Source organism: Trichlorobacter thiogenes (assembly GCF_900167465.1).
GTDB classification, from domain to species: domain Bacteria; phylum Desulfobacterota; class Desulfuromonadia; order Geobacterales; family Pseudopelobacteraceae; genus Trichlorobacter; species Trichlorobacter thiogenes.
Genome location: NZ_FUWR01000003.1, coordinates 1 through 25,467 on the forward strand (window position 1 = coordinate 1; position 25,467 = coordinate 25,467).

Here is a 25,467-nt window from a genome sequence, read left to right on the forward strand (position 1 = left end):
CCTATCACCATCGAAACACTGTACTTCGGTGGAATACTCAACACCAGATGGATGTGGTCAGGCATGGCATGACCCTCGATAAGTTCAACTTCCTTCTGCCGACATAACTGACGGATGATTTTGCCAACTTCTCCTCGAAGCCTGCCGTAAAGAACCTTCTTACGGTATTTCGGCACGATCACAACATGATATTTGCACTCCCATTTTACATGGGCTAAACTTTGCCACTCTCGCATGGCAGTTCCTCCTGTTGATTGCCTTTAGGGGCTTTCCTCAGGAGGAACTATCGCTGGAACGGCAGAGCCTTTTCAAGTCTCACCGGCAGAGCCGGTGGTTTACTGAAAACCTTCAATTAAAAACCTTAGAACAGGTTTAAAACCAACCCGCAGGATGTTTTGAACATTTTTTATCTGCCTGTTTTTCTTTTATCTCTCTGAGATCTTTTGCGGCAATTTGCTATTTTCGCTTGAAAGGAATCAATCCATGCCATCGGTCTATGACCTGAAACCCAAATTCCAGAACCTGCTCCGTCCGTTGGTCAAGCTGCTGGCCCGCATCGGCGTCACCGCCAACATGGTCACCCTGGCTGCCATGCTGGGCTCTATCGCCTATGGCATCTGGATCTACCAACCCTTTGCCACCCACGGCCCCAACCCGTATCCGTTCCTGTTTCTAGGGCTGTTCCTGTTTATCCGTATGGCCTTGAATGCCATTGACGGCATGCTGGCCCGTGAACATCACCAGCAATCCTTGTTCGGGGCCTACCTGAATGAGGTGGGTGATGTGGTTTCCGATGCTGCCCTCTACCTGCCTTTTCTGGATCTGATGGGGCATGGGATGGGCTGGGTGCTGATGATCGGCCTCTGCTGCCTGACCGAGTTTGTGGGGCTGCAGGGCAAGACCATTGGTGCTTCCCGCCGTTACGATGGCCCCTTTGGCAAGAGCGACCGGGCAGTCTTCTTTGGCGCACTGGGCCTTTTTACTGCCTGGGCGGTATTTGAAAACAAGCAGCAACTGCACGGCATTGTCATGAACTGGGCGATGCTGATCGCCAGCCTGCTGGCACTGATCACCATCATCAACCGGGTGCGCCGAGGAATTCAGGAGGCACGGTCATGAACCTGCACCAGTGGATTGCCGGCTCCAGCTATAACACCCTGCCCCACGGTTTTCTGGTGCTGGGGCTGATGATTGGCGGCGCAGTGGTCGGTATGCTGGCTGGCCTGATGCTGAAGAGTAACGAGGTACTGATCCGCTCCCGCACCTGGCTGTTGATCATCGCCCTGTTCAGCCTGGGCACCTGGCGACCCGGCTTTGCCCCCTGGCTGTTCGGCTTTATCAGTTTTCTGGCCCTGCGTGAGTTCATCACCCTGCTGGAGACCCGCCCGGCTGATCGAGGCGCCCTGTTCTGGCTGTTTCCTGCCATTATCATCCAATACTTCTGGGTGGGAATGCAGTGGTACGGCATGTTCATCATCTTTATCCCAGTCTGGCTGTTCCTGTTCATTCCGCTTAGGCTGGTGATTGCCGAAGAAACAGAAGGTTTTATCCGTTCTGCCGGGGTGATCAACTGGGTGGCGATGATGACCATCTTTTCCTTAAGCCATGTTGCCTATCTGATGCAACTGCCGGTGGTTGACGTAGGGCATGGCCTGGGCTATGTGCTATCGCTGGTGATCATGACCGCCCTGAATGATGTCTTTCAATTTATCTGGGGCAAACTGCTGGGTGGACCAAAGATCATCCCCAAAGTTAGCCCCGGCAAGACCTGGTCCGGCTTTCTGGGGGGAATGGGAACCAGCGCATTGTTGGCGGCCTTCCTGCTGCCGCTGCTTACCCCTTACAGCCATCTGGCCGGTGCCGGAGTCGGCGCACTGCTGGCCTGCTGCGGATTTATTGGCGATGTGGTGGAATCAGCAGTCAAGCGGGATATCGGTGTCAAAGATTCCGGCACCAGCCTGCCGGGACATGGCGGCATACTTGACCGGGTGGACAGCCTGACCTACACTGCGCCGGTGTTTTTTCATCTGACCTGGTATCTGTTTCATTGAGGTCAACTTCAACTCAAGGCGAAATGCACCCCCCCTAACCCCTCCTGAATCAGGAGGGGGATTTGCTCTTGTACTCCCCTCCTTAGACAAGGAGGGGGCGGGGGTGGTTAAAAAGGCATCCATGGAAATGAGAAGCATGATATCCAAACACCTCATAATCTACGTTCTCAGCGCTGTCAGCCTTCTCTTCAGCAGCAACGCCCATGCCTACTGTTTTGAAGAGGCCGGGCAGCTGTACGGTATCAACCCGATGGTGCTGCGCTCCATTGCCGGGGTGGAATCGGGCAACAAGCCGGATGCCGTGGGTAAGAACACCAATGGCAGTTATGATGTGGGCCTGATGCAGATCAACACCATCTGGAAAAGCACCCTGGGGCAGGAACGCTGGAAGCATCTGGGGGATGCCTGCTACAACACCAAAACCGGGGCCTGGATTCTGGCAGCCTGCATCAGCAAGTACGGCTACAACTGGCGGGCGGTTGGCTGCTACAACAGCCAGACACCGGAAAAGAGTGAGATCTACGCCAAGAAGGTCTTTGAAAAGCTGGAGCGGCTGAAAAACGGCAAGGAACCGCAACCTCTGGATAGCAAGGTTGAAGCGGCAATTGAGGCCCATATTTTGGAACTGGCGGCTGCGACACAGGAAGGACGCAAGGTACCCAAGAAGAAAGTGCTGAAGTTTGTCCCCTATACGCGGCTACCCAAAGCAAAACTGCATCAACCACCGCCAGCACCTGCAGGTGAGCCGTCTGCACCGGTTCCGGTACCGTGGCAATGAAACGTCTGATCAGGATCATCTTTCTGGCCTGTTGTGTGCGACCGCTGGTGTCACTGTTGCTGGGACGCTGCATCAAGGGGCGCGAGCATCTGCCGGTCAGTGGCCCGGCCATTATTGCAGCCAACCACAACAGCCATCTGGATATCCTCTACCTGATCGCCCTGATGCCGCTGAAGGCGCTGGCGCTGCTGCGGCCGGTGGCAGCAGCCGACTACTTCTGCAGCACGCCGATTACTTCATGGCTTTCCAGCACTTTCCTGGGGATTATTCCCCTGGAACGAAAACGGAGCAGCTTCCATGCTGATCCGCTGGCCGGGCCTGCAGCAGCGCTGGAGCAAGGTGAGATTGTGATCATCTTTCCTGAGGGGAGCCGGGGTAAACCAGAGGAGTTGGGCCAGATAAAGCCGGGGGTGGCCCATCTGGCAAAGCGGTTTCCCGCAGTGCCGGTGGTGCCGATCTTTATGCGTAACCTAGGCAAAAGCCTGCCACGGGGCAGCTTTGTACTGGTACCGTTTTGCGGCAAGGCAGCGGTTGCTGAACCGCGCTGTTTCAGCGGTGACACCAAGCTATTTACGGCTGAACTGGCAGCAACCATGCAGCAGTTGGAAGATCAGGTTGATGCTGCCTCTTCCTGAGTTTCAGCCATGACATACTTCTTCACTGTTCTACGATCCAGCCCGGTGCGCCGGGCCACCTCTTCATAGCTACCCAGGCGCTGGTACAACAGGCCACAGTAGCCTGCCAGCAGCCCCCGCGCATCCAGACTGCCCTGGCTGACACCGGCCACCAGCGCATCCTGCAGACCTCCGCCGCCAACAACCAGACGATCCCCTTCATAGCGACGGGTCAGCAACATCCTGCGCACCGCCTGCTCAAGTTCACGCACATTGCCGGGCCAGGCATAGTGCGGCCCCAGCGTGATGCGTAAGCCTTCACTGATCTCTGCGGCCATGGCGCTGCATTCATGTCCCAGCATCCGCTGCAGGATGTTTTTAACCAGGGCCGGTAGCTCGGAGGATTCTTCCTGCACCCGCTGCCTAAGCGGCGGCACAATGATCTGATCTGAACAGAGCCGGTAATAAAAATCATCCCGAAACTGCCCTTCCCGCCGCAGTTCATCCAGCGGGCGGTTGGTGGCAGCGATCACCCGACCATTAAAACGCAGCCGGTCATGGCTGCCCACCGGCGCAAAGGTCCGTTCCTGCAGCACCTGCAACAGCTTGATCTGCACCGGTATTGAGACATCGCCGATCTCATCCAGAAAAATAGAACCGTGGGCAGAGCAGCGGGTAAACACCCCTTCATGGTTATCAATGGCGCCGGTAAAGGCCCCTTTCCGATGGCCGAACAGCTCTGACTCCAGCAGCGATTCCGGGTACTGGGACAGGTTGCGGCTGATAAAGGTACGGGTAAAACTGTCCTTGAAACAGCCGGTTTTGTCATCAAACGGGATAAAGCCGGAGCGCCCGATGGCAGCAGCGGCGGCCCCCTTGCCGGTACCGGTTTCACCCAGCAGCAGGGTGGAGAAATCCTCCATCCGATCCCAGAGCCGCTGATCATACAGATTGATATCGCAGGTAAAGATGTTGTTCCAGAGCTGCAGCCGCAGGGTATGCATGGAGGGAGACAGCCCCACCAGGGCGGTGTCGATAAAATAAAAGGCCCGGCGGATCTGGTAGAAGATCTCCAGGTAGCGCAGGCAGTCCGGCCTGCTGTAGCCCAGACGTTCCAGCTGATCCAGCACTTCACCAGCAAACGGCACCTTGATCGGCCGGTCGCCAGCCCGCTGCTGGTCAAGGATAAAGGCATCAAAGGGGGCGCGGTAACGGTGGTAGATATCAAACTGGAAGGCGGTCTGCAGCAGGCTGCGATCTTCGCCACGATACAGCACCGGATCACCCTTGCCACTGCGGCGCAGACCTTCAAGCCGAGCCGTGACCCGGTCCACCACCAGATCAATCAGCTCATCCCGCGAGCAGCGCAGGTCATCACCAATAATCTGGCGGTCAAGGGCCTCCCGTTCCGGGCTGAACGGATTGGCAAAGGCGGCCAGGGCCACCGCACGGAAGAAATCTCGGTCCACAGCTGTCAGGGTCAGGGGCTTGTTCATGCACAGAATGTACAGAGCCAGTACAATCCATGTCAATACATTTGATTGCACTAACAACTTTCACCAACACAAACAGCTTATATTATTAGCAAATCAAATTATATCCAGCTTGGCACAATCCCTGTAATTGGTTTTAGCAAAGCAGAAACGAACGCAGCAGGGAGGAAGTCATGAAAAGCATCAATAAACGGATCTTTACCATCGTCCCGATTATCGCCTTTGCACTGACCATCGTGATCTCAAACGGTATTTTCCGCACCATTGAGCATCGTCGCGCTGCAACAACAGGCCAGTCCCAGCCTGCTGATGAAACACTTAACGGCAGTTACAGCAACCTGATCAACACCTTTAACTCCAGCTCCACGAGGTAGGCCATGACACTCTTAAGTATCTGCATCGGTATCATTGCAGGCGGTATGCTGTTTCAGTTCCCCGGCGCAGTTTCAGGTGGGATCATCGGCTGGTTCTATTCCAGCCTGCAGCTGCTGCACAGCCGCCAGAACAAGCAGCAACAGGAGCTGGAGTGGCTGAGATCACGGTTGTCCACACATCTGCGGGGTGAACCTGAGCAAACAACGCCTGAGCCGGATCAGGCACCCAAGCCGGAACCTGCAGCCATGGTCACCCCAGTTCCGCTGGCGCGGCCAATGCCGACCCAACCGGCCTGGCAGCAGGAACAGGCAGCACCCAAAACCACCGTGGCCGCAACCGCTAAAAGCGAGCCTGCCTATACCTTCAGATACACCCCCGTGCCGGAAACCCTAGCCGAACCATCAGCGTTGGAAAACATTTTGAAGGCCATCTTTAACGGTGAAAACCTGCTGGTAAAACTGGGGGTATTGATCCTGTTTTGCGGCATCGCCTTTCTGGTCAAGTATGCAGCACAGCGTGGTATGTTTCCTCTTGAGTTGCGCCTGATGAGCGCTGCTGCCGGAGGCGTGGCCTTGCTGGCAACCGGCTGGAAGCTGCGCACCAAGCGGGCCGAGTATGCCCTGGCCCTGCAGGGTGGCGGCATCGGCATCCTCTATCTAGTCAGTTACGGGGCCTTCAGACTGTACGGGCTGATCCCTGCACTGCCTTCCTTCGGGTTGCTGGTGGCTATCTCCGGCCTGTGTGCTGCACTGGCACTGCTGCAAGAATCACGCACCATGGCACTGTTCGGTATTATCGGCGGCTTTGCGGCGCCGTTTCTGGCTTCGGTGGGAATCGGCGATCCGGCTTTGCTGTTCGGCTACTACACCGTGCTCAATCTTGTTGTGATCGGCATCGCCTGGTTCCGTTCATGGCGTTCCCTCAACCTGACCGGTTTCATTGCCACCTTCCTGCTGAGTGGAATCTGGGGGACACATTACTACAAACCTGCCTATTTCAGTTCGGTTGAGCCGTTCCTGATCCTGTTCTTTCTGATCTACCTGGGGGTTGCCCTGCTGTTTGCACTCAGGCAACCGCCCGAGCTGCGCGGCATGCCTGATGCAACCATCATATTCGGTACACCGCTGGCTGCCTTTGCTCTGCAATCAGCACTGGTCAGCGATTTTCGCTACGGCATGGCCTGGAGCAGCTTGGTTGCCGGACTCTGCTACCTTGCCTGCTGCCGCCTGCTCTGGAACCGGGGCCTACAATTGCGCCCGCTGGCTGAATCGTTTCTGGCACTGGCAGGCATACTGCTCACCCTGACCATACCACTGGCCTTTGATGGCCGCTGGACCTCCGCTGCCTGGGCACTGGAAGGGGCAACCATGGTCTGGCTGGGTTTCAGGACAGAACGTCAACTGGTACGGGGCAGTGGCTACCTGCTGCAGCTTTTGTCCGGTCTTGCCTTTGCCTTTGGCGTGGCCCACACCAGCGGAAGCATGCCGCTACTGAACAGCTTCTATCTGGGCTGCCTGCTGATCAGCCTGTCCGGCCTGTACAGTGCCTTTCTGCTGCATCGCCATACGCATCAGAGTCAGGAATGGGAACAACCGCTGGAGTACCTGCTGATCGCCTGGGGACTCTGCTGGTGGTCCGGCGGTGCCCTGCGTGAGCTGGAACAGACAGTGGACAAAGAGTTCTTGTATGGTGCGATCCTGCTGTGCGCTGCTCTCTCAGCCCTGCTGATCCGCTTCGTAGCACGCAAGCTACAGTGGCAGAACTTTGGCTGGACCAGCCTGATTTTGCTAGCGCTGATGCCTGCAGCCGCAGTGGCTTGGTTCCCTGCTCATCCCCTGGCCCATGGCGGCTGGTTTGCCTGGCCGATCGCCTTTAGCGCAAGCTGGTGGTTGCTGTATTCCCATGACCAATTGCTGCCTGCCACGCTTAAACCATATCCCCATGCCCTGCTGGTCTGGCTGTTGGCACTGCTGGGCACCCTTGAGCTGGGTTGGCAGGTATCCTTTGCCATGCTGCAGCAGGGTAGCTGGCAGGAGATCAGCCAGGTGTTAATGCCGATCAGCCTGCTTGGGCTGCTGCAGATCGGCAACAAAACCAACGTTTGGCCTTTTAGACAGGAGCGGATTACCTATCAGGGGATCATCGCCCTGCCGTTTGCGGTCTGGTCTCTGGGCTGGGTGGTGATCAGCTCCCTTATCTGCAGTGGCGACAGCAGTCCGCTACCCTGGCTGCCACTATTGAATCAGTTTGACCTGACCATCCTGGCTGCCATTGCCGTGTCAGCACTCTGGCTCCGCAGCCTGTATGCAGAACCTGCATTTCAGGAACTGCTGCATGAGCTGCAGCCTACGATCACTGCCGTCTTCAGCGCCGTTTGCTTTATCTGGCTAAACGGCATGCTGGCCCGCAGCCTGTATTACTGGGGAGAGGTGCCGTTCACGGCCCACGGCATGCTGCACTCACCCCTGGCCCAGGCATCCTTTTCCATCTTCTGGAGCCTTTTGGCACTGCTTGCCACCCTGTATGCGGTCCGCCACGGCCATCGCCTGATCTGGATCTGCGGGGCATCGCTCCTGGGGGTTGTGGTTGCCAAGCTGTTTATGGTAGATCTTGCAGGTCACGGTACTGTGGCCAGGATCGTATCATTTGTTGCCGTGGGACTGTTGCTGCTGGTAATCGGCTGGTTTGCACCAGTACCTCCGAAACAGGAATAGCCCCGATCATCCATCACAAGGGAGAAGATCATGTCGTCATTGTTCAAAAAAGCCCTGCACCTGATACTGGTTGGTCTGCTGTGTATCACTACACAACAGGCCCAGGCAGCACCGACTGATGAAGTGCAAGAGCAGCTTTCCTCATCATCAACCACAGCGCTGCCGGGCAAATGCCGTAACCATCTGCTGAAGGCCCATGGTGTTACCCGACAGCAGGTGGATGCAGGGTTACAGCAGGAACTGGCCCATTTTCGCACCCTGGCAGAGCAGGCCTTGATGCTGCGGGCCGAGACCATTTCAGTGGGCAGGCGGATCAAGACCCAGCTGGAGCAGAAAAAGCCGCTGTCCGGCGACGATCTGGAGATCATGAATATCGGCATTACTGAACATCTGAAGCTGCGCAAGGAGCTGATGGAGGTTGCTGAATCCCACGAATGCTGGCTGGATGGAACCGAGCAGGAGTGGATTGCCCGGGGCGTATCCCCGGAAGCGCGTCTGAACGGGGTGATGATGTCGCTCTCATCCGCCTTCTTGTTGTACGACAACTACCTGCTGGCGGTTTCGCTGTTTGAGGGGGATGCCAAGCTGCGCCGTCTACTGAATGAGGCCGATCCCGGCTACGCGGTCAAGAGCGCCGCCCTTGCCAAGGTGACCCTTTCCTACAACTCCATCAACAACCGCAGCCGGGCCCGCAGGGCGATCAAATTCTATGAGCGTGAGGCAAAGCGGTTTAATCAATCGGTGGATGCCAACCCGGAGACCGCCTACATCAATCTGCTGATCAAGCAGAGCCCTTCCTACTCCATGGTGCGGACCTGGTCACCGTTCTATGTGGTGGGCCGCAAAGTCGGCTTTCTGGGCGGTGTGACCGAGGACACCCTTTCCGGGCTGGAGCGCCACGGCATCAGCCTGTTCAGCATGGTTTTTGGTAATGCGGTGGGGCTGGTGGAGACCCGCAAGGGCAAGCTGTACCGCAAACAACCGATCCGGGAGCAGCTGACAGGAACCCTGCAGGCAGGTGATGTACTGCTGGAAAAAACCCCCTTCCGACTGACTGACAAACTGATCCCCGGCTACTGGGGCCACGCAGCGGTCTGGATCGGCACAGAAAAGGAGTTGCGGGAGCTGGGCATCTGGGACAATCCGCTGGTCAAGCGTTACCATGATCAGATTCACCAGGGACGCGGCGTGGTTGAGGCGCTGCGCTCCGGGGTTGAGATGAACCCGCTGGATCAGTTTATGAATATTGACAGTGTGGGGGTCCTACGCAAACAGAACATCAGCAGGGATGACCGGGTCAGGGTTATCCTGCAGTCTCTGCGGCAGGTGGGTAAGCCGTATGATTTCAATTTTGATGTGGAATCAAAGGAGCGGGTCTACTGTTCAAAGCTGGTCTACCTGACCTACAGCGGCGTGGAATGGCCCACCAAGAAGTCACTGGGCCGCACCACCTTTACCCCGGATGATGTGGCTAACCGCGCCCTGGCCGGTGATTTCAGGCTGGTACTGTTTTACCACAACGGCAAGCAGGTACAGCAGGCACCGCTGGAGCGGATGGCAAGCCTGATGGAGCAACAGGTCCAGGCGTCTGCAGCGCGCTAAGGTTTCTGCCTGATAGTTTTAACACCACAAACAGCATCCAGTGAACATTGGATGCTGTTTGTGCGTAAAGCCTCTTACAAGTATGGCGTTACGCTGAGGTATGTTCAATTTCAAAAGATGCTGCTGGAGGAACTGCGCCTTTAAAGAAATCAAAGCTCTTTTTACATTTGGGACAGTGAGCCTTCACCGGCTGATCCGGCAATTGGCTATCCAGAACTTCACGACTGAAGGAACAATGAGGGCACGATACACGAATCATAGCCATGGGAAACCTCCTCAGAACATACGTTCATTGGTGCTGTATTCCCTCTGCAAGATACGTGGCAATCATACACAAATCTGAATTAATCACACAACATCAATAGTTTAGCAGCAACAAGAATCATTCCCTGCAGCTCAAAAACACAACAAGCTGACAAAAACCGTCATCCAGACATGCACTCACTGCGTAGCAGGATTCCCAAGACAAGCAGAAAAGTTCTGGTATACTGAGCAGCACTTACTTACCAATGATCAGGAGGTCTCTATGTCATTACGTCACCTGTTTATGCTGTTTTGCACCTGCCTTTGCCCAGGTATAGCACTGGCCGCGCCACCGACACGTATACCGGCCCAGGCCACAATCAGCGCGGTTACGGTTTATCAAGACCGGGCCCAGGTTACCCGCAGCGTAACCGTCCCATTGAAGCCGGGCAGCCAGATCATTGCGGTTGAAGGATTACCGGTGCTGCTGCAGGACGATTCAGTGCGGGTTGATGCCAAAGGGACGGCACGGGCCACCATTACCGGTATTGAGGTCAAGCGCAGCTTTCTGACCCAGACCGCAGACAAGCGGATCAAGGAGATTGAGGCTGAACTGAAACAGCTGGAACGCAAGCTGGGTGGTCTTGATGCCAGAAAGGCCGGACTGGCTGCCCAGAAGGGTTTTGTTGACTCGATCAAGGTGGCCTGGGGTGAGCGGATCTCGCAGCAATTGGCCGTTGGTAAGCCGACCACCACTGAACTGAACGAAGCGATGGGGTTTGTGGGCAGCAATACCGTTAAGGTTGAAGATCAGCAGCGTGATATTGAGCAGGAAAAGCAGGCCATCAAAGAGCAGATGGATGCCCTGAAACGGAAGAAACAAGAGGCCACCGGTTCCTACCGCAAGGAAAGCAAGACCGTTGAAGTGGCGGTGGAGACTGCCAAAGAAGGCAAACTGACTCTGGACCTGTCCGGCGTGGTCAACCAGGCCACCTGGGAGCCCAGCTACGATGTACGCCTTGCCCTGGATGGCACCAGTGCTGAACTGACCTATCGCGCTCAGGTCCGTCAGCAGACCGGCGAAGACTGGAACAATGTACCGTTGACCCTTTCCACAGCCCGCCCGGCCAGCGGCGGCGCTCCTCCTACCCTCTATCCCTGGCGGATTTCCTTCTACCGTCCCATGCCGATGGCCATGCCTGCTGCTGCACCGATGAGGAGCTATAAAAAGGCAGCAATGCCGGTGATGGCTGAAAGCACAAAAGCTGATATGGCAATGGAGGAAGAAGAACCCGCACCTGCAGCCTTCCAGACCGCCCAGGCAGCTGCAGAAGGCACCTCAATCGCCTTCAAGATTCCAAAACCGGTGGACATCCCCTCTGACAACACCCGTCACAGCACCGTGATTGCGCTGGAAAAACTGCCGGTCAGTACTGAATATGGCACCGTACCCAAGCTGTCACCGGTTGCCTACCTGACCGCCGAGCTGGTCAACAAGGCTGGCTGGCCGCTGATGCCCGGCACCGTTAAGATCTTCAGCGGTAACACCTTTGTGGGTAGTGCTGATATGAAGCAGGTGGCCTCGGGCGAGAAATTCACCCTCCCCTTTGGCAGTGATGATCAGATTACGGTCAAGCGGGAAGAGTTAAAGCAGCATAAAGAGGCAGGCATGTTCGGCAAAAACCGGATGGGCTACCGTTCAACGGTCACTGTCACCAACTTCCGCAAAGAGGCCCAGACAATCAGCGTCAAGGATCAACTGCCGCTAGCGGGCGACAGCGAGATCAAGATCAGCCTGGAAGAGGCCACCCTGCAGCCGACCGAGAAAAAAGATGATGGCACACTGATCTGGAAGATGAAACTGGCAGCGGGTGAAAAGAAGGTGTTTAGTTACGAGATCGTGGTAGAGTACCCCAAGGACCGGGAAGTGACGGGACTGTAACAACAAAAATCCTTTTTAACGCAGAGTAACAAGAGAGAGCCGCAGAGTTGCAGAGATATGGTACTGGTTACAACAGACAAAATCTCTGCCACTCTGCGGCTCTGCGTTAAAGGTTTTAACCTACTACTTGATCAAACCACCTGCAACACCACGCACTTGAGGTATTCAGATTCAGGGAAGTTCAGCAAGACAGGATGATCCGGGGACTGTGAACAGGCCCTCACCAGCCGCACCTCACGCTTGGCCTGACGGGCAGAGGTGGCCAGCATCTCTCGGAACGGTTCCCGTCCCATATGGTAGGAGCATGAACAGCTGATCAGATACCCGCCCGGCTCCAGCAGTTCCAGGGCACGGCGGTTGATGGTGATGTATCCTTTGGTGGCCTCGGCCAGGTTCTTGCGGTTTTTAACAAAGGCAGGTGGGTCCATCACCACCACGCCAAAGCTGCGCCCTTCCAGCTTCAGAGAGCGCAGCCGATCAAAGGCATCGCACTCCTCAAAGCTGACCCGATCAGACAGGCCGTTTAAGGCAGCATTCCTGCCTGCCAGGGCAACGGCACGTTCAGAGATATCCAGACCCAACACAGATCTGGCCCCAAAGAAACCGGCATGGGCAGCCCAACTGCCGCTGTAGCAGAAACAGTCCAGCACATCCTTGTATTTAGAGATTCCCTGCAGCAGCAGATGGTTTTCCTTCTGATCCAGAAAACCGCCGGTCTTCTGGCCATTACGCAGATCCACCTCAAAGGTCAGGCCGTTTTCCTGCATCAGAACAGCATCCGGGATGCTCCCCTGCAGCAGCTCCACCTCTTCTGTCATCCCCTCCATGGTGCGCACCGCCACATCATTACGGGCAATAATCCCCTTGGGAGACAACAGACGCTGCAGCGCCTCCAGGATCAGGCCACGCCGCCGGTCCATACCGGCAGACAGCAGCTGCAACGAGAGGTAATCGCCATACTTGTCCACCACCAGACCGGGCAGAAAATCAGACTCACCATAGATCAACCGGAAGGTCTCCAGCTGGGGGTAGAGGCTGCGACGATGGGCCAGGGCAGCGGCAATCCGCTCTTCAAAGAAACCGACCGAGTCAATATCCTCCTGCTTCCGGGAAAGCAGACGTACTGCAATCAGCGAATGGGCATTATGGTAGCCGGTGCCGATAAAATTACCGCTGACATCAAACAGTTCACAGGCAGCGCCCGGTTCTGAGGCATCTTCTATCCGGCCGATCTCGTTACTGAACACCCAGGGATGTCCACCTTTGATCCGACGGTCTTCGTTCTTTTTCAGGCTGATTCTTGTCACGGCAACATTTCTCCAAGGGAGGCAAGGGGGATGCGATCCGGCAGTTTGATGCCGAACTCGCGTAGATACAGCACATTGACCGAGACCAGCAACGCATTAAGCCGCTCCAGATCAATCAGGGCGCCACCCGGTATCCGCTCCATCCCTTTGCAGTTAAGCGGGCAGACATCCACCCGGCGGCCCGCTTCCTCAGTGATCAGGATCGGCAGTCCATGGGTGCGACAGATAATCGGGCGGGCCTGGTACAACAGACAACAATCGTTAAGAAGGAGCGGACAACGATCCCCATCCAGGGGGTTGGACAACTGGTGCTTCAGCTGCTGATACTGCTCCGGCGGCAACTGTCCGGCAGCCTCAATCAGCGCCGCTGCCTCCACCGGAAAGACCGAGATACTGATGCAGCAGGAGGAACAACCGGCATGACAGGTGAGGGCATCACCCAGTAGTGTGGTGATACCCTCACAAAGTTGATCCACCTTGTCCAGCAGGCGGTGATAGTTTTCCAGCGGTTGTGACATCAGTTACTGGATCTTCAGCACGATCTTGCCGAAATGTTTATCCTCTTCCATCATCCGGTGCGCCTCAACCACTTCATCAATTGAGAAGACCTTCTCAATGATCGGCACAATGGTACGATCAGCAAACTTGGGCAGGGCCGTCTTGGTGAATTCAGCCACAATACCGGCCTTATCCTTGACCGGACGGGAACGCAGGACAGAACCGATGATCTGCTGACGCTTGACCATCATCAGTGCCAGGTTCAGCTCTGCCTTGATACCGCTGATAATACCGATGATCACCAGACGTCCGGCATAGCCCAGCGAAGCCATATTGGGGGCCAGGTACTTGGCACCGACATGGTCCAGGATCACATCCACACCCTTCTTGTTGGTGAACTCCTTGACTGCCTCAGAGAAATCAGGGGTGGTGGTGAAGTCAACCACCAGATCAACCCCCATCGCCTTGACCCGCTCAATCTTGCTGGGGTGGGAGGTGACAATGAGCTTGGTCTCCGGCACCAGCGCCTTGCAGAGCTGCACACCGGCCATGTTGACCCCGCCGCCGCCGCCATGGATGATAGCGGTGTTCTTGTCCTTCAGGCCACCGATCATAAACAGGTTGGAAAAGGCGGTGATGTAGGATTCACAGACGCAGGCAGCCTCTTCAAAGGACATGGACTCCGGGATCGGCATCAGGTGGCTGGCATAGGCCACGGCATACTCGGCACAGGCACCGCCGCCCACCAGCGACATGACCCGCTGACCCACCTGCCAGCCCTCAACACCGGCACCAAGCTCTTCAATGGTACCTGCCACCTCAAGACCAAGGATTTCAGAATCGCCGGGAGGTGGTGGATATTTGCCTTCACGCTGCACCAGATCAGGACGATTGATAGTGGTAGCAATCACCTTGACCAACACCTGGCCTTCAGCAGGGGTTGGCTTTGCAGCCTCACCCACCTTCAATACCTCCACGCCCCCAAAACCCTCCATCAATACAGCCTTCATAGGACCCCCTCCCAAATGAGATAGTGTTTGAAAAATGCGAGGGGCTAATCTACCTGCTTGGACCGCTTTTGTAAACCGAAAACCACCCATGAACCCTTGATTTAAGGGCTTTTTTCTGCCATAAACGGGCCGCAGCAAACAACCAAACCAAGACTTGGATGGTACAGCAATGAATATTCTGGTCACCAACGACGACGGCATCGGAGCAGCGGGCATCAAGGCCCTGGCTGAAGCACTGACAGAACTGGGCACGGTGACGGTAGTGGCCCCGGACCGCGAACGGAGCGCTGCCGGACATTCCCTGACCCTGCACTCCCCCTTGCGGGTCTTTGAACTGCGTGACCGCTGGTTTGCCGTGGATGGCACCCCCACTGATTGCGTTAATATGGGCATCCACAGCCTGCTTGAAGCGCCGCCTGATCTGGTGGTTTCAGGGATTAACCACGGCGGTAACATGGGGGATGACATCACCTACTCCGGCACCGTTGCCGCTGCCATGGAGGCCAACCTGATGGGCATACCGGCCCTGGCGGTATCGCTGGCCACCTTTGGCCCCACCGAACATTTCCCTGATGCAGCCAAAGTAGCGGTTCAGGTGGCACGAATGTTGATCCAACAAGGCCTGCCCGCTGACACCTTCCTGAACCTGAATGTCCCTAACCTGCCTTTTTCAGAAATTAAAGCACCGCTGATCACCCGCCAGGGCAAACGCTCATTTGTGGGCAAGATCGTGGACAAGACCGACCCCAGAGGTCGTAAATACTACTGGATCGGCAGTGAAGAACCCAGTTTTCTGGATGATGAAGGAACTGACTTCAATGCGGTTGGCAAGGGGCATTCCTCCCTCACCCCACTGCATCTGGACCTGACCAACCACCGTGCCATGGAAGCCCTGAAGCAATGGCAGATTGCCTGATGCTGGACAACCGCGGCCTACTCTGGTATCGTGCCGCCGTTAATCTTCCGTAGGGGAGCCTGTCTTGGTAAATTTTGAAATCGCCCGCAAACGAATGGTACAGGAACAGCTCGTTGGTCGCGGCATTACCACCCCTCGTCTTCTTGACGTCTTTCAGAAGGTCCCCCGCCACCTGTTTGTGCAGGAGGCCATGGCGGTACAGGCCTACAGTGACGGCCCTTTGCCGATCGGCGAAAAACAGACCATCTCACAACCCTATATTGTCGCCTTGATGACCGACCTGCTGGAACTGACCAGTAAGGATCATGTGCTTGAAATCGGCACCGGTTCAGGCTATCAGACCGCCATTCTTGCCAGCCTGGTCAGGCGGGTCTGGACCATTGAGCGGATTCGCCCCCTGGCCATGCAGGCCAGAAAAGTACTCGACACCCTGCACCTGCTGAACGTCAACATCAAGGTGGGTGACGGCACCCTGGGCTGGCCGGAAGAAGGCCCCTTTGACGCCATACTGGTCACTGCCGGCGCCCCTGCAATCCCTGAAACACTGGCCGCCCAGCTGGTGCCGGGAGGCCGGCTGGTCATACCGGTTGGTGATGAAGCAAACCAGACCCTGCTTCGGATTCGTAAGGCAGCAGATGGAACCCTGTCACAGGAAACCGGTATCGGCTGCCGTTTTGTCCCCCTGATTGGCCAGCAGGGCTGGCAGCTCAACAGTTGAGGAGGTTTCATGTCTCTTGATACACCCCACCAGGAACCGTTTTTGGATACACCAGGCCTGGATGATGATCAGGAACCACCGGTTGACTTTGTTGCTGCCATTGAAGCAGAGGAAGGCACGACACTGGAAGTTGATGATCTACCGGCCCTGGTAGAGCAGATTCCCCTTGATGACCCGGTCAAGATCTACCTGCGGGATATCCAGCGCACCCCGCTGCTGAATGCAGAAGAAGAGAAGGCGTTGGCCCGCAAGGTTGAGCAGGGAGATCGTGCTGCCCGCAATAAGATGATTGAAGCCAACCTGCGGTTGGTGGTTAAAATTGCCAAGCGTTACCTGAATCGCGGGCTACCGTTTCTTGATCTGATTGAGGAAGGCAACCTTGGCCTGATGAAGGCAGTGGAACGGTTTTCCCTTGAAAAGGAGTGTCGTTTTTCAACCTATGCGACCTGGTGGATCCGTCAATCAATCGAACGGGCTCTGGTCAACCAATCAAGAACCATCAGGCTCCCGGTCCACGTGTCTGACGATATAAGTCGCATGCTCAAGGTATCCCGTCAGCTTTCACAAGAACTGCACAGAGAACCATCAGTTCAGGAACTTGCTGAAACCATGCAGATCAAACCGATGCATGTCCGCAGGCTGATGATTCTACTCAAGCGCACCTGCTCCATCGACACCCCCATCGGCGACGGCAATGACTTCTTTCTGGTGGACACCATAGAAGATTCATCTGCGGTATCACCATCAGAACTACTTGAAAACATCAACCGTTATGAACTCATTGCAGAACATTTTGACAAGCTCAGTGAAAGTGAGAAAACCATTCTGGGACTTCGCTTCGGTCTTGATGATCAAGACCCTCAGACCCTGGACACCATTGGCCAGAGTTTTGGCGTCACCCGTGAAAGAATCCGTCAGATAGAAGCAAAATCCCTTGAAAAGCTGAAAAACTTTACAAAAAACAGCCATTAACTTGCGCCAGGAGAATTACCCCATGGAAGACCTGAAACTCACCATTCGCGACATCCCTGATTTCCCGAAAAAAGGGATCATCTTTAAAGACATTACCACCCTGCTACAGGATGCAAAATCATTCGCTCGTATGATTGACACGATAGCCAACCGCTACATTGGCCAGCGGATTGAAAAGGTAGTAGGCGTTGAAGCGCGGGGGTTCCTGATCGGCGCAGCCCTGGCCTACCGGCTGGGTGCAGGCGTTGTACTGGTCCGCAAACCGGGCAAATTACCGTCCGAAACCTTCAGCAAGACCTATGACCTGGAGTATGGCACCGATACCCTTGAAATGCACAAGGATGCTATCAAGCCAGGCGAGAAAATCCTGATTGCCGATGACCTGCTGGCAACCGGCGGCACCATGGCAGCTGTCGTGGATATGGTGCAACAGCTGGGTGGGGATATTGCTGAATGCTGCTTTATGGCAGAGCTACTGTTTCTTGATGGTCGCAAGAAATTGCCGGAAGGAAAGGTTTACTCTCTGCTACAATTCTGATAAAAGAATTGTCCGTTTTATGTCCCCGTAGCTCAGCTGGATAGAGCACTTCCCTCCTAAGGAAGGGGCCGGACGTTCGAATCGTCTCGGGGACGCCAAATTTTACGAGGGTCACTTTTCATTCGGAAAAGTGACCCTCTTTTGTTGCGGTAAGCCAGTGCGACTCTACGTTAGTCTTCTGCACGCATCTTCCCGGGGGTAATCAGTACATGCAGCCTGTATTCGGTATCGATTTTGGTACCACCAATTCAGCACTATCAGTCTATCAAAACGGCACGGTTAAGGTTGTCGCTGTTGACGGCAATGACCGGGCCGGAGAACTGATGCGCTCAGTGCTCTATTTTAACGAAGAAAATGAGATTTTCGCCGGAAACGAAGCGGTGCGACAGTATGTTGGTGACGGGGCTGCCGGGCGTTTTATGCAGTCAATCAAAACATTTCTGCCCAACACCAGTTTCGATAGTACCGAGATCTTTGGGAAACGTTACGGCATCGATGACCTGGTGGCGATAATTCTCAGGCAGATCAAGGCACGGGGTGAGGCGTATCTGGGCTGCCCTGTTGATAGTGTAGTGCTGGGACGTCCGGTTGTCTTTTCAACCGATGCAACTAAGGATGCCGTAGCTGAGCAGCGCCTGGAAAAGGCTGCCCGCAAGGCCGGATTTAAACAGATCTGGTTCCAGTACGAACCGGTGGCAGCAGCACTGGCCTTTGAAGAGTCATTACAGGCCGGGCAGGAACGGATCGTATTTATTGGCGATTTCGGTGGAGGGACATCGGACTTCTCGGTAATACGGGTCAAAGGTGGCGCCTTTGGCCGCTCTAATCGTCGCAGTGACGTACTCTCACTGGGCGGTGTCTATGTGGCTGGAGACAAGTTTGATTCACAGATTATGTGGGACAAGGTTGCGCACTATTTTGGGCGGACCGCCCGCTATAAAACGCTGGGCAAGGATGACTGGATCACGGTGCCCCGCAGCATTATCTACACCCTCTGTCAATGGCACCGTATCCCGCTTTTACGGGCGCGAAAGACCAGAGAGCATATCCGGGTAATCAAAGGCAGCACCGATGACCGACAGGCGATCCAGAACCTAGAAAATATTATTGACGACAACTTTGGCTTTTTCCTGTTTCAGGCGATAGAAGGTACCAAGTGTACACTTTCCGACCTAGAACAGGCCACTATCAGCTTTACCGAGCGAGATCTGTGTATCAGCGAGGAGATTGGCAAGCTGGAGTTTGAGACCATCAATCAGGATAACTTTCAGCAGATCGCAGATTGTATTGATGATGTGGTGGCACGATCCGGGCTGTTACCAACCCAAATAGATTCAGTCTTTCTTACCGGAGGCACCTCCCGTATCCCCTATATCCAGTCCCTGTTCGCCCAGCGTTTTGGCAGAGAGAAGCTGGAAAGCAGGGATGCCTTTACCAGCGTTGTCCATGGACTTGGCTCCAGCGTGCCGTTGTTTTTCTGAAAGATCACTTGCAGATATCGGCAAATGATTCATACTTGCATGCAACTACTCTGCACCACAGATGGAGGTTGTCCATGAAACGCACACCCTGTCTCATTTTCATTGCCCTGTTCGTACTGCAGGCCCCCTGTCAGGCCGGCTTTCTGGACAGCCTTTCCCAAGAGATCCTGCCACCATCAAAACAGCAGAGTAGCCTTGATACCAACGTTGTCGTCAAAGGGCTTAAGGAAGCGTTGGCCACCGGCACTGAAAAGGCTGTGGCAGCGGTTTCACGGCCCGATGGCTACTTCCGCAACCAGCTGATCAAGATCCTCCTGCCGCGTAAAATCCAGCAGGTGGCAGACGTGGCAGCCCAGATCGGCTTTCAGCAACAGGTTGATACGTTTGTCCTGAGCATGAACCGGGCTGCAGAGAAGGCAGCACCGCAGGCAGCCCGCTATTTTGGCAATGCCATTCGTCAGATGACGGTTGAGGATGCCAAACAGATTCTGAATGGTGGTGATACGGCTGCCACTACTTTTTTTGAGAAAAAGACCCGCGCACAACTGTTTGAGGCGTTTAAGCCAAGTGTTACCACAGCAATGAACCAGGTAGGCACTGCCCGGGCCTACAAGGAACTGATTGGCAAGTACGAAGCCACACCTCTGGCAGCCTTTTCAGGCAAACCTTCCCTTGACCTTGATGAGTATGTCACCAACAAGGCCCTGGACGGCCTGTTTCTGATGGTGGCAGAAGAGGAAAAGAAGATCAGAAAAGACCCGGCAGCCCGAACCACCGACCTGCTGCGCAAGGTCTTTGGCGGAAAATAGCTCCTGCCACAATCTCAAACCAGATTCATGCTTGACCTGCAATGGTAGTCATTTGGTAACCTCTGTTCCATGGACAGGGTTATCCTTCATATCGATATGAATGCATTTTTCGCCTCGGTGGAACAGCAGGCAAATCCTGACCTGCGGGGCAAACCGGTTGCGGTTGTCGGCTCGGGCCATCGCACAGTCATCACCACCTCCTCCTACGAAGCCCGCAGCTTTGGCGTCAAGACCGGCATGGCCATCTGGGAGGGAAAACGGGCCTGTCCTGAACTGATCATCGTGGTTGGGGACAATAAAAAGTACACCGACGCCTCCCGACAGATCATTGCCATGATGCGGCAGTACACCCCACTGGTGGAGGTATTTTCCATTGATGAGGCCTTTCTCGATGTAACCCATTCCTACGCCCTGTTTGGCACTGCTGAAACCATCGCCCATCAGCTGAAAACACGGATCAGGGATGAGCTGGGGCTGACCTGCTCTGTCGGCATTGCCCCGAACAAGCTGCTGGCCAAGCTGGCCAGCGATATGCAAAAGCCGGATGGTTTAACCGTAATAGCGCCGGATCGGATCAAGGAGGTGCTGGAGTCGGTTACCATCGGCGATCTCTGCGGCATCGGCAGGAAGCTGGAACGTCAGCTAAACCTGCTGGGGATCAAAAAATGTGGACAGTTGGGACGTTTTCCGGCAGATATTCTCAGCAGGAAATTCGGTATCATCGGCCCCAGACTCAGACAGATGGGGCAAGGGATCGACAACAGCCCGGTGGTAGCGACTGAAGGTGATGAGCAGGTCAAGAGTATCGGCCACTCCATGACGCTGGGTAAGGATATTGACACACGACAAGAGATCCTGCGCTATCTGCTGCAACTATCAGAGATGGTGGGCAGACGGGCGCGGCGCTACGGTGTTACCGGACGAACCGTCAGCATCTACGTACGCTTTGCCGACTTTTTTACCAACATCCAGAAGCAGACTACTCTCAACAGCCACATCAACCAGAGTGGCGCGATCTACAAGACAGCAGTCCGACTATTGGATGGCATGGAGATCAGCCAACCGGTCAGGCTGTTGGGGGTCTGCCTAAGCAATCTGGAATATCAGGAACAGCAACCGTCCCTGTTTGCGGAGGAACGGAGGCAAGAGCAGCTGGCCAGGGCGATGGATGCGGTCAATGATCGCTTTGGTGATTTCAAGGTCACCTTTGGCAGTATGCTGGATACTGAAGAAAAGGGATCACACGTTATTTCACCGGCCTGGCGACCTGAGGGGATCAGGAGCATGGGGCTAGCCGCTTCACAAAGCTGCACCATTCGCACTCCGGCTTGTTGCAGCCGACATGAAACTCTTTAGCCTGAATCTTTGCATAGACCTCTTTGATCTGCTGTCTGACCTGCGCCACCTCATCATCAGAGACCTCAAAACGGGCGCTTTTGTACTCGCCAGTATCCTTCTCCGGCTCCACAAACTCAAAGCGGGCAGCTGACATGATCCAGTTACGGCGCGGTTCATGTTCCACCAGAATCCGGTAGAACACCGCCTGACGCCAGTAATCACCGCCCAACAGGTCATCATCGCTCGGTTCCTTACCTTCTGCCAGCGCCTTTTCCACCTTCTCAGGATCAGGGGGATTCAGCTTCTTGCGGGCCTTAACCGGATTGCCGGTCTTGTAGTCCACCACCGTGACATGGCTGCCGGAGAACTCCAGCATATCCAGCTTGCCGTTCAACGGAACACCATCCATCAGGATGTTGCGGAAGGGGTATTCCACCAGCGCATCATGTTTCCAGCTTCGATGGTGGGCCTCATGGAAACCGGGCAGGATCGCCTCGCCGTACTCCAGTCTGCGCCGAAACTCTGCCGGGGTAAAGCCTGCCTCATGCTTCTGCATAAACCAGCGGAAGTCATCCACAAAGGTGGCAACACCGGGGAACCGCCGGGCCGGGTCGTTCTTCATCTTGCGGAAGATCTGCTCCAGGGCATGGTGGACGCCTGAACCAAAGGTCAGGGCTGCACTCATCGGGGCCGGTACCCGTAGCAGGGTATTGAAATAGAAGGAGACCGGACAGCGCAGGTAGCTGTTCAGGTGGGTCACACTTAACGAATATTTCTGCAGCAGGCTATCCACAAAACTGTCATCAACAAAAGAGCTTGGCAGCCGTGCCGGGGCAGCCTGCAGCACGCTGCTGCCAAAGGCCAGCAGTTCTTCATCGGCCAGAACCACCTGCTGCAGGCCAGCCACGCCACCTTCGGCCAACTCTGCCACGAAGCGGCTCTTTTCCAGTTCTTTTTCCTTGTTGTCCCGCTCCGGCCAGGAGACCAGCAACTGTTTGCGCGCCCTGGTCATGGCCACATAAAACAGCCGCCGGGATTCCTCCTCTTCACTGCCTGCCGGGCCGGACCAGACCGTGGGGGGCAGCTTATAGGTCCGGTTACGGGAGGCGCTGTCCCAGACGCTGCGGGTACAGCCCAGCATGAAGACGTAGTCAAACTGAAGCCCCTTGGAACCGTGGGCGGTCAGAAAGTTGACCCCGGCACCGGTATAGCTCAACTTTTCCACCGGCAGCGAGATCCCCTGCTGCTGCATATCAGCCAGCATGGCCAGCAGCTCTGATAAAGACATGGTCACCTTGGCGGTCTCTTCCCGCACAAAGTCAAACAGGGTATTCAGCAGCTCAAGGTGCCAGACCCGTTCATGGGCTGACAGTGCCTGGGCCAGAATCCCCAGCCGGGTAATGACATGGTGCAGCAGTTCCTGCAGGGTCATGGTGGCCGCATCCCGCAGCAGCTCTTCAACCGTCTCCCCTGCCCGGCGCAGATGCAGGTCATCGCTGGCAGGAAACAGCCCCTGCTGTCCCCTGTCCATCCCCCGGACTGGTAACTGTTCCCGCCAGTAACAGGGCTTCTTCTCAGTCCGCTGTCGGGCTATTTCAACTGACAGACGGGCCAGAGCCAGAGGGGGCACCTCAAACCAGGCTTCATGCAGGATCTCAAACAGCAGCCGTTCACCAGAATGGGGCCGCTCAAGCTCGGCAGCCAGATAGCGCAGGACCGTCAAGAGCTTGAGAATTAAGGGCTCCTGCAGGATATCAGCCCTGCGACGGGTCTGCACCGCCACCCCGCGACTGGTCAGAAAGCGGATGATCTCGTCCGACTGGCTATGGTTGCGGTAGATCACGGCGATCTGCTCCGGCAACACCCCCTGATCCAACAGCGCGGCGATCCGGTTGGCCACTGCCACGGTTTCATGGGCTGTGGTGGCATACCCCACCAGTTCCGGCGGCTCAGGCAGCGTGGCCACTTCAGGGTTCATGGCAACCAGCTGTTTGTCGCTGCTCAGGCGCTCCAGGTTACGGCTGATCAGACCGGCGGCACCATCCAGAATCAGTTGGGATGAACGGTGGTTGTCAGTCAGGGTGACAGTAGCAAGTGATTCCTGATAGCGGGCAGCAAAGCGGCGGATGTTTTCAACGCTGGCCCCCTGAAAACGGAAGATGGATTGATCATCATCCCCCACCACAAACAGGTTGGGGGCATCCCAGTAATCAGCCAGTTGCAGCAGCAGCTCAAACTGGGAACCGCTGGTATCCTGAAACTCATCCACCAGCAGGTAGAGGTAGCGTTCCTGATAGGTGGCCAGCAGGTCGCTGCTCTGCTTAAAGGCGGCAATGCACCAGAGGATCATATCGGCAAAGTCGTAACGCCCCCGCTCCTGCAACAACCGCTGGTAGTCGTCAAAACTGGCAGCGGCAGCCTTGACCTGCTCCAGCTTACGCAGCTCCTCCCGCAGTTTGCGCTCGTTCAGATCCCCCTTTTTGTAGACCGTGCCATCCGGTCCTTTGGTCTGACGCTTATAGAGAAATTCAGGACTATCCGCCAGGGTTGCGGCATAGGCATCCACCCGCTCTGCCAGCCAGGCACTGCTCCAGTCCTCTTTCTTCATGATCTCGTAGAGGGCCAGCAGGCGATCAGCCTCAAAATGCAGGTCGCCGGTGGAGCGGGTTAAGGGATGATCATGGGGAAAGGCATCGATAATCTCCCGCACATAGCGGAACTGTTCCAACTCGGAAATGGTGGTCAGGTTACGCAGACCGAAGTGATCGGCCTGCTCCTGGATCACCAGATTACAGAAGGCATGGAAGGTGAAGATATCCACCCGGTAGGCGTTGGGGCCGATGAACTGCAGCAGCCGCGAGCGCATGGCCACCGTACCGGCATCGGTGTAGGTCAGACAGAGGATATTCTCCGGCAGGGCATCGGTGGTCAGCAAAATATTGGCGATCCGGGCTGCCAGGATCTCGGTCTTGCCGGTGCCGGGACCGGCAATTACCAGCACCGGACCTTCAACCGTGTCCACCGCCCTGCGCTGGGCCTGGTTCAGCCGCTGATAGACCGCCTTAAAATCAGTTGTCAGTTTGTTCATGGGGTTCCTTGCTGCTTACTGATAACTACCCTAGAAAAAACATTTGCCACAGAGGTCACAGAGTTCTCAGAGGAAAAACAAGAAGATATAACAAACGACCTGTTTCCTTTTTGGTGATGCACTAAAAAAATCTTGTATTTCTCTGTGACTAACTGCCGTTTTAAGGACTACCGGTCAGCCTGTTTTTCAAGGTATTTACGGGATGATTCGGCAACCAGTTCTAATAACGGAGCTTCTATCTCCTTTAAAAAACTGATCATCGCTGCCGGGTCACCTGATTCATAAAAAGCCAGCATAGTTTCATTAAACCGAAGGCGTTCTTTTGCCGGTACTGACAGCCAAGGCAGCCCTGCTGACAACCGGGCACCGTTCATCATCAGCTGACCGGTGCGTTTGTTACCGTCAAAAAAGAACTGATTACGAGCCATGGTCAGAAACAGCAGCATCTCGCGATCCTCTGTACCGACCTGATAGCTGGCCAGCAGCTCTTCAAACAGCTTCTCCAACTCTTCAGCCGCAGGAGGCCGGTACTCAGTGCCGGAAATAAAAACCTGCGAATGACGGAATGCCCCTACTTCAAGGGCTTCGTTACGTGCAACAAGCCTGTTTATCTCCACGGCAGTCGCTTTTGAGACCAGAAGGCCCCCTGCTTCAACGCAGCTGAACAGGTAGTCAATGGCCTCCTTCAGACTGCGCACAATATCCTGTTCTTCCAGCCGCCTGCCACCAACGGTAATCCCTTCCAGCAGGGTCTGAATCTCAGGAAAGGTAAAGGGCAGATTCTCCTGCACAGAGAAGTTGTAGACAATTTCTTGAAGCTGTTTTTTTGCAAAGGCGATGCAGTAGCGCTTTTGAATTTCTATGGGTGTGGGTTGCATGGTTTGGTCCTTTTAAGCAAATAATCACAGAAAGTCGGCAAGATATCGCACCATACCATGTTATTCAGTGCGGTCGAAAGTACTGATTTGAAGACCTGGTAT

Annotated in this window: 23 protein-coding genes and 1 tRNA gene; 16 read left to right on the forward strand and 8 right to left on the reverse strand. The window is 55.4% G+C overall.

Annotated features, from left to right (window positions below):
* A partial coding sequence (tnpA, locus tag B5D39_RS04255; RefSeq protein ID WP_139366673.1) for an IS200/IS605 family transposase occupies positions 1–236 on the reverse strand: 236 nt, incomplete at its 3' end.
* A 247-nt stretch (positions 237–483) separates the two neighbouring features.
* Here tnpA and B5D39_RS04260 point away from each other — a divergent pair.
* The 4 genes from B5D39_RS04260 (at position 484) to B5D39_RS04275 (ending at position 3,464) form a co-directional block, all read left to right on the forward strand.
* On the forward strand, positions 484–1,119 hold the full coding sequence (locus B5D39_RS04260; protein ID WP_078789162.1) for a CDP-alcohol phosphatidyltransferase family protein: 636 nt from the start codon (positions 484–486) through the stop codon (positions 1,117–1,119).
* Positions 1,116–2,051, forward strand: coding sequence for a phosphatidate cytidylyltransferase (locus B5D39_RS04265; RefSeq protein ID WP_078789163.1), 936 nt, complete (start codon positions 1,116–1,118; stop codon positions 2,049–2,051). Before B5D39_RS04260 ends, B5D39_RS04265 begins: the two co-directional genes overlap by 4 nt.
* A 136-nt stretch (positions 2,052–2,187) precedes the next feature.
* Entirely contained in the window at positions 2,188–2,829 is a 642-nt protein-coding gene (locus B5D39_RS04270; RefSeq protein ID WP_078789316.1) for a lytic transglycosylase domain-containing protein, read from the forward strand.
* Positions 2,826–3,464 carry a lysophospholipid acyltransferase family protein gene (locus B5D39_RS04275; protein ID WP_078789164.1) on the forward strand — a complete coding sequence of 213 codons (639 nt, stop codon included), beginning with the start codon at positions 2,826–2,828 and terminating at the stop codon, positions 3,462–3,464. The genes B5D39_RS04270 and B5D39_RS04275 overlap by 4 nt, the downstream gene beginning before the upstream one ends.
* Here the strand turns inward: B5D39_RS04275 and B5D39_RS04280 are convergent.
* Positions 3,440–4,939 (reverse strand): sigma 54-interacting transcriptional regulator, encoded by a 1,500-nt coding sequence (locus B5D39_RS04280; protein ID WP_078789165.1) that lies wholly within the window; start codon positions 4,937–4,939, stop codon positions 3,440–3,442. The genes B5D39_RS04275 and B5D39_RS04280 overlap by 25 nt on opposite strands.
* Positions 4,940–5,109: 170 nt before the next feature.
* On the opposite strand from B5D39_RS04280, the gene B5D39_RS04285 reads away from it, so the two are divergent.
* From B5D39_RS04285 to B5D39_RS04295, 3 genes are read left to right on the forward strand one after another with little or no spacing between them, the layout of a single operon-like run.
* Positions 5,110–5,310, forward strand: a complete 201-nt coding sequence (locus B5D39_RS04285) for a hypothetical protein (protein ID WP_078789166.1) — start codon at positions 5,110–5,112, stop codon at positions 5,308–5,310.
* Between the two features lie 3 nt (positions 5,311–5,313).
* Positions 5,314–8,025, forward strand: coding sequence for a DUF2339 domain-containing protein (locus tag B5D39_RS04290; RefSeq protein WP_078789167.1), 2,712 nt, complete (start codon positions 5,314–5,316; stop codon positions 8,023–8,025).
* Between the two features lie 30 nt (positions 8,026–8,055).
* Entirely contained in the window at positions 8,056–9,627 is a 1,572-nt protein-coding gene (locus tag B5D39_RS04295) for a YiiX/YebB-like N1pC/P60 family cysteine hydrolase (protein WP_078789168.1), read from the forward strand.
* Between the two features lie 88 nt (positions 9,628–9,715).
* On the opposite strand, the gene B5D39_RS04300 is transcribed toward B5D39_RS04295, so the two are convergent.
* Entirely contained in the window at positions 9,716–9,892 is a 177-nt protein-coding gene (locus B5D39_RS04300; protein WP_078789169.1) for a zinc-ribbon domain-containing protein, read from the reverse strand.
* A gap of 261 nt (positions 9,893–10,153) precedes the next feature.
* Here B5D39_RS04300 and B5D39_RS04305 point away from each other — a divergent pair, with 261 nt between their 5' ends.
* Positions 10,154–11,812, forward strand: coding sequence for a mucoidy inhibitor MuiA family protein (locus B5D39_RS04305; protein WP_078789170.1), 1,659 nt, complete (start codon positions 10,154–10,156; stop codon positions 11,810–11,812).
* A gap of 131 nt (positions 11,813–11,943) precedes the next feature.
* On the opposite strand, the gene B5D39_RS04310 is transcribed toward B5D39_RS04305, so the two are convergent.
* Genes B5D39_RS04310 through B5D39_RS04320 form a run of 3 tightly spaced genes read right to left on the reverse strand, consistent with a single transcriptional unit; the run spans position 11,944 to position 14,627 of the window.
* Positions 11,944–13,119: a class I SAM-dependent rRNA methyltransferase gene (locus tag B5D39_RS04310; RefSeq protein WP_078789171.1), complete on the reverse strand. Its 1,176-nt coding sequence runs from the start codon at positions 13,117–13,119 to the stop codon at positions 11,944–11,946.
* Positions 13,116–13,637 carry a YkgJ family cysteine cluster protein gene (locus tag B5D39_RS04315; protein WP_078789172.1) on the reverse strand — a complete coding sequence of 174 codons (522 nt, stop codon included), beginning with the start codon at positions 13,635–13,637 and terminating at the stop codon, positions 13,116–13,118. Before B5D39_RS04315 ends, B5D39_RS04310 begins: the two co-directional genes overlap by 4 nt.
* Before the next feature lie 3 nt (positions 13,638–13,640).
* Positions 13,641–14,627 carry an NAD(P)H-quinone oxidoreductase gene (locus tag B5D39_RS04320; RefSeq protein ID WP_078789173.1) on the reverse strand — a complete coding sequence of 329 codons (987 nt, stop codon included), beginning with the start codon at positions 14,625–14,627 and terminating at the stop codon, positions 13,641–13,643.
* A 169-nt stretch (positions 14,628–14,796) separates the two neighbouring features.
* On the opposite strand from B5D39_RS04320, the gene surE reads away from it, so the two are divergent.
* The 8 genes from surE (at position 14,797) to dinB (ending at position 21,417) form a co-directional block, all read left to right on the forward strand.
* On the forward strand, positions 14,797–15,543 hold the full coding sequence (gene surE, locus B5D39_RS04325; RefSeq protein ID WP_078789174.1) for a 5'/3'-nucleotidase SurE: 747 nt from the start codon (positions 14,797–14,799) through the stop codon (positions 15,541–15,543).
* Between the two features lie 94 nt (positions 15,544–15,637).
* Positions 15,638–16,261 carry a protein-L-isoaspartate(D-aspartate) O-methyltransferase gene (locus B5D39_RS04330; RefSeq protein ID WP_078789317.1) on the forward strand — a complete coding sequence of 208 codons (624 nt, stop codon included), beginning with the start codon at positions 15,638–15,640 and terminating at the stop codon, positions 16,259–16,261.
* A gap of 9 nt (positions 16,262–16,270) precedes the next feature.
* Positions 16,271–17,233 (forward strand): sigma-70 family RNA polymerase sigma factor, encoded by a 963-nt coding sequence (locus tag B5D39_RS04335; protein ID WP_078789175.1) that lies wholly within the window; start codon positions 16,271–16,273, stop codon positions 17,231–17,233.
* 22 nt (positions 17,234–17,255) lie between these two features.
* Positions 17,256–17,771 carry an adenine phosphoribosyltransferase gene (locus B5D39_RS04340; protein ID WP_078789176.1) on the forward strand — a complete coding sequence of 172 codons (516 nt, stop codon included), beginning with the start codon at positions 17,256–17,258 and terminating at the stop codon, positions 17,769–17,771.
* 21 nt (positions 17,772–17,792) lie between these two features.
* A tRNA-Arg gene (locus tag B5D39_RS04345) sits at positions 17,793–17,869 on the forward strand.
* Positions 17,870–17,980: 111 nt separating this feature from the next.
* Entirely contained in the window at positions 17,981–19,252 is a 1,272-nt protein-coding gene (locus B5D39_RS04350) for an Hsp70 family protein (protein ID WP_078789177.1), read from the forward strand.
* A gap of 74 nt (positions 19,253–19,326) precedes the next feature.
* A complete protein-coding gene (locus tag B5D39_RS04355) occupies positions 19,327–20,061 on the forward strand; it encodes a DUF4197 domain-containing protein (protein WP_078789178.1) in 735 nt (244 codons plus the stop codon).
* A gap of 69 nt (positions 20,062–20,130) precedes the next feature.
* Entirely contained in the window at positions 20,131–21,417 is a 1,287-nt protein-coding gene (dinB, locus tag B5D39_RS04360; RefSeq protein ID WP_078789179.1) for a DNA polymerase IV, read from the forward strand.
* Here the strand turns inward: dinB and B5D39_RS04365 are convergent.
* Both B5D39_RS04365 and B5D39_RS04370 read right to left on the reverse strand, forming a co-directional pair.
* On the reverse strand, positions 21,338–24,487 hold the full coding sequence (locus B5D39_RS04365) for an ATP-dependent helicase (RefSeq protein WP_078789180.1): 3,150 nt from the start codon (positions 24,485–24,487) through the stop codon (positions 21,338–21,340). The two genes, dinB and B5D39_RS04365, sit on opposite strands and share 80 nt — an antisense overlap.
* Positions 24,488–24,654: 167 nt before the next feature.
* On the reverse strand, positions 24,655–25,365 hold the full coding sequence (locus tag B5D39_RS04370; RefSeq protein WP_078789181.1) for a Fic family protein: 711 nt from the start codon (positions 25,363–25,365) through the stop codon (positions 24,655–24,657).
* Positions 25,366–25,467: the final 102 nt, after the last annotated feature.